This window comes from Paraburkholderia sp. (assembly GCF_049581445.1).
In the GTDB taxonomy this organism is placed as follows: domain Bacteria; phylum Pseudomonadota; class Gammaproteobacteria; order Burkholderiales; family Burkholderiaceae; genus Paraburkholderia.
In genome coordinates, this window is the sequence record NZ_JBAURZ010000025.1 from 1 (window position 1) to 8,418 (window position 8,418).

The following is an 8,418-nucleotide window of genomic DNA, read 5'->3' on the forward strand; positions in this document are numbered from 1 at the left end:
GGGACACGCAGCCGCCGGTGCGCATGCAGCCCCCGCGCCGAACTTCAACAATCCGCTGCTCAGTACGGAAAAGCTGATCATCGTCGGGGCGTCCACCGGCGGCACCGAAGCGATCCGCGAGGTGCTCGTGCCGCTGCCGCCCGACGCGCCCGCCGTGCTGATTGCGCAGCATATGCCGCCTGGGTTTACAAAATCTTTCGCACAACGCCTTAATGGTTTGTGTCGGATTACCGTTAAAGAGGCAGAGCATGGCGAACGCGTGCTGCCGGGTCACGCTTATATCGCACCCGGCCACGCTCACCTGTTGCTTGCACGTAGCGGTGCGAACTATATTGCACACCTGTCCGACGACCCGCCGGTGAACCGGCACCGTCCGTCTGTCGATGTTCTGTTCCGCTCCGCTGCACAGCATGCAGGCAAGAACGCGGTGGGCGTGATCCTCACGGGGATGGGCCGCGATGGCGCGGCCGGACTGCTGGAAATGAAAAAGGCGGGCGCTTATACGCTTGCACAGGACGAAGCGAGCTGTGTCGTGTTCGGCATGCCGCGCGAGGCCATCGCGCTGGGTGCTGCTGACGAGATCGCCGCGCTGCCGGAGATGAGCCGGCGCGTCATGGCGCGTCTGTCGTCGATGGGCGAACGCGTACAGCGGGTATGATGCGCGCGAAGCCTCAGTAAACACGCGCTCACCTGCCGCACTATCTGGAATATAGGGTTAAGGGAAAGGGAATTGAAATGGATAAGGGAATGAAGATTCTGGTTGTGGACGACTTTCCGACGATGCGCCGGATCGTGCGCAATCTGCTGAAGGAGCTGGGCTATTCCAACGTCGATGAGGCGGAAGACGGCATGGCAGGCCTTGCGCGTCTGCGCAGCGGCAAGTACGACTTCGTAATCTCGGACTGGAACATGCCGAACATGGACGGTCTGGCGATGCTCAAGGAAATCCGCGCCGACGCCAGCATCACGCATCTGCCGGTGCTGATGGTCACGGCGGAGTCGAAGAAGGAAAACATCATCGCGGCGGCGCAGGCCGGTGCGAGCGGTTATGTGGTCAAGCCGTTCACGGCGGTAACCCTCGACGAGAAGCTCAACAAGATTCTCGAGAAGATGGCGAAAGCCGGGAGCTGATGTGGACGAGCCGACCAACGCGGCAGCCGCCGAAGCACGTGACGAAAGCGGCGATTTCGCCAGCGATCGCATTCTGGCCCGCATCGGCCAGCTCACGCGTACCCTGCGCGATTCGATGCGCGAACTGGGGATCGACAAGCACGTCGAGCGCGCCGCTGAAGCGGTGCCGGATGCACGCGATCGCCTCAAGTACATCGCGACGATGACCGAGCAGGCGGCCGAGCGAGTGCTGAGCTCGATCGAAATCGCCAAGCCGATTCAGGAGCAGTTGCAGCGGGATGCCGGCGTGCTGGATGCGCGTTGGGAGCAATGGTATGCGGCGCCGATCGAGCGTGAGGAAGTGCGCGCGCTCATGAACGACACGCGCACGTTCCTGCGCGGCGTGCCGGAAGTGACCACGGCGACCAACCAGCAGTTGCTTGAAATCATGCTCGCCCAGGACTTCCAGGATCTGACCGGGCAGGTCATCAAGAAGATCACGGAGGTGGTGTACCTGATCGAGCAGCAGTTGCTCGGCGTGCTGATCGAAAACATCGCGCTCGAACGACGCGAGCAGTTTGCCGCCACAGCGGCCGCGCTGGCGGCGGAGCCGTCGGCGACCGGCAGCCCTGAAAATCTGCTCAACGGGCCGCAGATCAACCCGGAAGGTAAGGCAGATGTAATGCAGGACCAGGGCGAGGTCGACGATCTGCTCGCGAGTCTCGGATTCTGAGCGCACCCGCCTGCCGCTGAAGCCCCGTCTGAGTGGGCTTTGCGGCGTCGTTTGACCCGTTTGCGCACCGGCTCAGGCACGGCGCGCGGCCATCCGTCGAGGAAACGTTCCTGCGGATGACCGTCGCCGTGCCGTATGATCTCGTTTAAATGTCGGCGCTCGTGCTCAGCACGGACGCCCGGCAATTGATCGGGAGGAGTCTGGCCATGCCGAGTCGCGTAAGCCGCGCCGTCCTTGGGGCGACGCTCGCAATGTCCTGTCTGTTTGCTGCTGTTCAGTCCGCCCATGCGGTGCTGGGCGGCAGTCCCATGACGCCGCCCGCCGGTGCGTCAACCAGTTCCCGTATCGTGACCCCCGTCGCCGTCATGCATGCTGCATCGGCCGGCGCGTCGTCATCCACAGCGGCCTCATCCTCTTCCTATACCGTGCACGAGACCACGTTCGGCAACGGCACGGTCGTGCGCGAGTATCTGGCGCAGAACGGCAGCGTGTTCGGCATCGCCTGGCACGGATCGCAGATGCCGCATCTGGCCGATCTGCTAGGGACTTATTTCCCGCAGTACGTTGCCGGTGTGCAGGCCATGCGCGCCGCGCATCCAGGCCACGGGCCGGTGGCGGTCGAACAGAGTGGGCTGGTGGTCCATTCCGGCGGCCACATGGGCGCATTCGCCGGCCAGGCGTGGCTGCCGCAGGCGTTGCCTGAAGGCGTCAGCGGTTCCGACATCCAGTGACAGTGACCGATGCGGGAGACAGGACATGCAAGGTGCAGCAAAGCTGAAAGGATGGATGCAGGTCGTGGCGACGGTCGCACTGGTGACACTGCTCGCGGCGTGCGGCGGCGGAGGAGGCAGTTCCAGTTCGTCGGGCACGGATACCAGCGGCCTGCCGCCCAATCCGGGCGCCCAGCCGGTCTCGGCTGGGGCGGGCAATACCGCGCCGATCACGGTGGGCAACGGAGTCGCGAACGTCATCAATATTCCGACCGTTAGCGTGACAGTCTGCGCGCCGGGCACCAACACCTGCCAGGTCATCACCAACGTCCAGGTGGATACCGGCTCGTATGGGCTGCGGATTGTCAGCGGTGCGCTGAACAGCACCATGCAAATCGCGCTGAAGCCCGCCACGGCGCCTGCCGCAACGAGCGGCACATTGGCCGAATGCACCACCTTCGCCGACGGTTTCTCGTGGGGCACGGTGCGTAGCGCCACTGTACAGCTCGCTAACGAAACGGCCACCAACATCCCGATTCAGGTGCTCGGCGACCTCGCGTCAGGCAGCGAACCGTCGGGGTGTGTGAGCGGCGCCGAGGAGAACACCGCTAGCGCGATCGGCGCGAACGGCATTCTTGGCATCGGCGTGGCACCGTACGACTGCGGGACGAACTGTGCGAGCGCGACGTTAGCCCCCCAATTCAGTAACTACTACGCGTGCAACGGCTCCAGTTGCGCGACCACCCCCACCCAGGTGCCGCTTCTCAATCAGGTGGCTAACCCGGTGGCCCGCTTTGCCACCGACAACAACGGTGTGATCGTCGAGATGGCGCCCATTTCGTACACCGGTACAGGGTCAACCACCGGCACGCTGGTATTCGGCATCAACACCGCCACGAACAACAAGCTGGCGGCGGCGCAAACCTTCACGACCGATGCTTTCGGCGACCTGAACAGCAGTACCTTCAACGGCAGCAAGGTCCAGGCGTTCTTCGATTCCGGCTCGAATGCGTACTTCTTTGCGGACAGTTCACTGCCGGGGTGTAGCGCGTACAGCGGTTTCTACTGCCCGAGCTCGGGGCAGACCCGCTCGGTGAACCTGGTCGGGGTGAACGGGGTGACGGCAACGGCGAACATCGGCATCCTCAACGCGGCAACGCTGTTTAGCAACAGCAGCAACTTCGCGTTCAACGACCTGGGTGGCCAGGTTGGGATGGGCGGCACCTTCGATATTGGCTTGCCGTTCTTCTACGGCCGTTATATGTACTACGGCATCGATCAAACGGCTGCAGGCGGCCAGCAGCCCTTCGTCGGATACTGAGTCCGCCCCGCCGTAGCGGCTGTCCGCGTGTCGTGACACGCGGACAGCCCGCTTGCGCACCCCCAGCGTTCCCGCCCCGATCTCCCGAAATACCCCGGTTTCCCCTCCCTTATCCGTCGATCATGGCTTGAGTTCTGCAGGAATAATCGCTCTCACTGGAACCAGGCATTGTGCCGTGTCCGTCTGGAGAGCCTTGTGGCAGACGATAGCGACCTCGAAAAAACAGAATCTGCCACACCCCGGCGCCTCGAAAAGGCGCGGGAGGAAGGGCAGATCGTTCGTTCGCGGGAGCTCGTCTCGTTTGCCCTGCTGTCGGCGGGTTTCTATGGCGTCTGGGCGATGTCCGGCCCGATTGGCGACCATCTCGCGTCAATGCTGCGCAGCGCCCTCACATTCGACCACGCGAAGGTCTTCGCGCCGCGCCAGATGTTGATCGGCGCGGGCGCGGCAAGCCGCGAAGGATTCCATGCGCTGCTGCCGATCCTCGCGCTGACGGGCGGCGCCGCGCTGCTCTCGCCGCTGGCGCTGGGCGGCTGGCATGTCTCCTCGGCGCCGTTGTCACCCAAGTTCAGCCGGCTCGACCCGATCGCTGGCCTCGGCCGCATCTTTTCGTTGAACGGGCCGCTCCAGCTCGGCATGTCGCTCGCCAAGACCCTTGTGGTCGGCATCATCGGCGGGGTCACGATCTGGCACCGGCACGACGACATCCTCGCTCTTGCCAACCAGCCGTTGACCGTTGCGCTCGCCAACACAGCGCACCTGATCGCCGTGTGCTGCGGGACCACGGTCGCGGGCATGTTCCTGCTGGCGGCGCTCGATGTCCCGTATCAGATCTGGCAGTACAACAAGAAGCTCCGGATGACGAAGGAAGAAGTGAAGCAGGAACACAAGGAAAGCGAAGGCGATCCGAAGATGAAGGGCCGCATCCGTCAGCAGCAGCGCGCGGCTGCGCGGCGCCGGATGATGTCCAAGGTGCCGCATGCGGACGTCGTCGTGACCAACCCGACGCACTTCGCGGTCGCCCTGCAATACAGCGATGGCGAGATGCGTGCGCCACGGGTGGTCGCCAAGGGCGTCAACCTCGTTGCCGCACGGATTCGTGAACTGGCTGTGGAGAACAACGTGCCGCTGCTCGAAGCCCCGCCGCTCGCGCGGGCGCTGTATCACAACGTCGATCTCGACCGCGAAATTCCGGGGCAGTTGTATGGCGCCGTCGCGGAAGTGCTCGCATGGGTTTATCAGTTGCGCCGCTTCAAGACCGAAGGCGGCGTGGCACCGGTCGCGCCGTCGGACCTCGATGTGCCCGCCGAACTGGACAAGGGCGCGGTCGATGATGCCGACGCCGACCAGGAAGCGGCCGACACCCTTAACGATGACGCTGTACCTGGAGCCTCCGCATGAACGCACGCGCCGGATTTCTGTCCCGACGACCGGATGCGCTAAGCAGCACGAACCTGCGCGCGCTCGCAGGTCCGGTATTGATCTGCATGATCCTCGGCATGATGATCTTGCCGTTGCCGCCGTTCCTGCTGGATCTGCTGTTCACCTTCAACATCGCGCTTTCCGTGATGGTGCTGCTCGTCAGCATGTACACGATGAAGCCGCTCGATTTCGCCGCTTTCCCGAGCGTGCTGCTGTTCTCCACCCTGCTGCGCCTGTCGCTGAACGTTGCGTCGACGCGGGTCGTGCTGCTCGAAGGCCATACCGGGCCGGCTGCCGCTGGTCAGGTGATCGAGTCGTTTGGGCACTTCCTCGTCGGCGGCAATTTCGCGGTCGGGATCGTGGTGTTCATCATCCTGATGGTGATCAACTTCATGGTGATCACCAAGGGTGCGGGCCGGATCGCCGAAGTTTCCGCGCGCTTCACACTCGATGCGATGCCCGGCAAGCAGATGGCGATCGACGCCGACCTGAACGCCGGCATCCTCAATGAAGAGCAGGCGCGCAAGCGCCGTCTGGAAATCGGCCAGGAAGCCGAGTTCTACGGTTCGATGGACGGTGCGAGCAAGTTCGTGCGCGGCGACGCGATTGCCGGCTTGCTGATCATGGTGATCAACATCATCGGCGGCCTGATTGTCGGCGTGGTCCAGCACAACATGGACTTCGCCGCCGCCGCCAAGAACTACACGCTGCTCACCATCGGTGACGGCCTCGTCGCGCAGATTCCGTCGCTGGTGATTTCGACGGCCGCCGGCGTGATCGTGTCGCGGGTGGCGACCAACGAGGACATCGGCACCCAGTTGACGGGGCAGTTGTTCACGAACCCACGTGTGCTGATCATCACAGGCAGCATTCTCGTGCTGATGGGGCTGATTCCCGGCATGCCGCACTTCGCGTTCCTGTTGCTGGGCGGTGGCTTGATCCAGCTTGGCCGGACCATGAAGAAGAAGGCGCAGGAAAGCAAAACCTCGGCCGCACTGGTTGACGTCACTCCGGCCGCGCTCACGCCGGCCGAGAACACTGAAGCCAGCTGGGACGACGTGACGATGATCGACACGCTCGGCCTCGAAGTCGGCTACCGCCTGATTCCGCTGGTCGACAAGAATTCGGACGGTGAACTGCTGAAGCGGATCAAGAGCATCCGCAAGAAGTTCGCGCAGGAAATTGGCTTCCTGCCACCGGTGATCCATATTCGCGACAACCTCGAACTGCGGCCCAATGGCTACCGGATTGCGCTGAAGGGCGTCGAAGTGGGCGTGGGCGAAGCGTATCCGGGACAGTGGCTCGCCATCAATCCGGGGCAGGTCAGCGCGGCGTTGCCGGGCACGCCGACCCAGGATCCGGCCTTTGGTCTGCCGGCCATCTGGATCGACACCAATCTGCGCGAGCAGGCGCAGGTGTATGGCTATACCGTGGTGGATTCGAGCACGGTGGTCGCCACCCACCTGAACCACTTGGTCGTCACGCATGCATCCGAACTGCTGGGCCGCCGCGAAATTCAGGCGCTGATCGAGCGGATGCAGAAAGATACGCCGTCGCTGGTGGACGACCTGGTGCCGAAGGCGCTGTCGCTCACGACGCTGCAGAAGGTCCTGCAGAACCTGCTGGAGGAGGGTGTGCCGATCCGCGACATGCGCACGATCCTCGAAGCGCTCGCCGAGCACACCCCGAAGGTCACCGATCCGCACGAACTGACGGCCGCGGTGCGTCTGGCGCTGGGTCGTGCAATTTCCCAGCAGTGGTTCCCGGGCTCAGGCGACATGCAGGTGATGGGACTCGATTCGAACCTCGAACGGGTGTTGTCGCAAGCTCTTTCGACGGGCACCAACCCCGGCCTCGAACCCGGCCTCGCCAATACGCTGATGACCGAGACGCAAAAGGCCATGAACCGCCAGCAGAACCTCGGACTCGCTCCCGTGCTGCTGGTGCAGCACGCATTGCGGCCGATGCTTGCGCGCTTCCTGCGCCGTAGCCTGCCGCAGCTCAAGGTGCTGTCGTATGCCGAGGTGCCCGACACCCGCAACGTCAAGGTCGTGAACCTGATCGGCGCGTAAGGCCAGGCCGCCAGGCATTGTTGGACACGGTCATTCTTTCCGTCTTGCCGGCGCGTTCATCGCGCCGGCGTCTTTTCTGGCTTCCGGAAACGTTTCCGCGCAAGCGTCCATCAAGCGAATTGCCCGCCTTTCACGGTCTTTATCAACCGATGGTCCGTGGGCTTCTTTGGCAATAATCGATCTCAATGGGAAGCGGTATGTTGCCGGTCCGTTAACCTCATCGGGGGTCCAGCTTGAACATTCGGAAATTTGTCGGTGCTACCAGTCGCGATGCGCTGCGTCTCGTTCGCGAGGCACTGGGCCCCGACGCGGTCGTGCTGTCGAACCGCACGATGGATGACGGTAGCGTCGAAATTGTCGCGCTTGCTGACAGCGATCTCGCAGCGATTACGCCGAAGGCTCGCCAGGGTGGCAATACAGCCTCGTCCCAGATGAGCCTGCCGGCGCCGTCCCAGCGCAACACGCCGCCGATGCAGGCGAATCCGTACGCGAGCGGTATGCCGGACGTCTTTTCGTCGGTGTTCGGGGCGAGCCCGGAAGCCGGTATGGAAAACGCACCGGCCAGCAATACGCCGGCACAGACGGCGGCTGTTGCGCAGAGCGCGCCGCCTGAATTGCCCGCCCCGGCTGCATTCTCCGAACCTCAAGTCAGCAGCCCGGCCCTGCAGATGAGCGCCGCACCGGCCATGCCGACGCCGCTTCCGCCGCCTGTCCCGATGGCACCGCAAATGGCGCCGCAGACGGCCCAGGCGTCTCAACCGCATCAGACACGCCAGCCGCTGCAGGCGCCACTCGCTCAACCGGTGCAGCAAGCGCAGCGTGGCAGTGACTCAATCCGCGCCGATGTGCTGAAGGCCGCCGGCATCGCACCCACGCCGTTCGCCGCTCCGCTGGCTTCACCGCGCACGATGGCGGAATCCAACCCGTGGCTGATTGACCATGCCCGTAATATCGCCGGCAAGCAGCAAGGCGCCTACAGCGCACGGCCCTCGTCGATGACGCCGGCCGCCGCGATGGCCAAGGGCATGGGCGCACCGGTCGACATCCAGG

General features: G+C 63.8%; 7 protein-coding genes and 1 pseudogene. All 8 read left to right on the top strand.

Features of this window, described 5'->3' with window-relative positions:
- Positions 1-658, top strand: a 658-nt coding sequence (locus WCA85_RS01365) for a chemotaxis protein CheB (protein ID WP_424061246.1), incomplete at its 5' end; no start/stop codon positions are given.
- A gap of 77 nt (positions 659-735) precedes the next feature.
- Positions 736-1,131, top strand: coding sequence for a chemotaxis response regulator CheY (gene cheY, locus WCA85_RS01370; protein WP_424061248.1), 396 nt, complete (start codon positions 736-738; stop codon positions 1,129-1,131).
- A 1-nt stretch (position 1,132) separates the two neighbouring features.
- Complete coding sequence (cheZ, locus tag WCA85_RS01375) at positions 1,133-1,843, top strand: protein phosphatase CheZ (protein ID WP_424061249.1); 711 nt, start codon at positions 1,133-1,135, stop codon at positions 1,841-1,843.
- Between the two features lie 206 nt (positions 1,844-2,049).
- Entirely contained in the window at positions 2,050-2,574 is a 525-nt protein-coding gene (locus WCA85_RS01380; protein ID WP_424061250.1) for a DUF2844 domain-containing protein, read from the top strand.
- A 25-nt stretch (positions 2,575-2,599) separates the two neighbouring features.
- On the top strand, positions 2,600-3,874 hold the full coding sequence (locus WCA85_RS01385; RefSeq protein WP_424061252.1) for a DUF3443 domain-containing protein: 1,275 nt from the start codon (positions 2,600-2,602) through the stop codon (positions 3,872-3,874).
- Between the two features lie 195 nt (positions 3,875-4,069).
- Positions 4,070-5,275, top strand: coding sequence for a flagellar biosynthesis protein FlhB (gene flhB, locus WCA85_RS01390; RefSeq protein ID WP_424061253.1), 1,206 nt, complete (start codon positions 4,070-4,072; stop codon positions 5,273-5,275).
- Positions 5,272-7,368: a flagellar biosynthesis protein FlhA gene (gene flhA, locus WCA85_RS01395; protein WP_424061255.1), complete on the top strand. Its 2,097-nt coding sequence runs from the start codon at positions 5,272-5,274 to the stop codon at positions 7,366-7,368. The genes flhB and flhA overlap by 4 nt, the downstream gene beginning before the upstream one ends.
- A gap of 233 nt (positions 7,369-7,601) precedes the next feature.
- A pseudogene (locus WCA85_RS01400) lies at positions 7,602-8,418 on the top strand (flagellar biosynthesis protein FlhF); the annotation flags it as partial.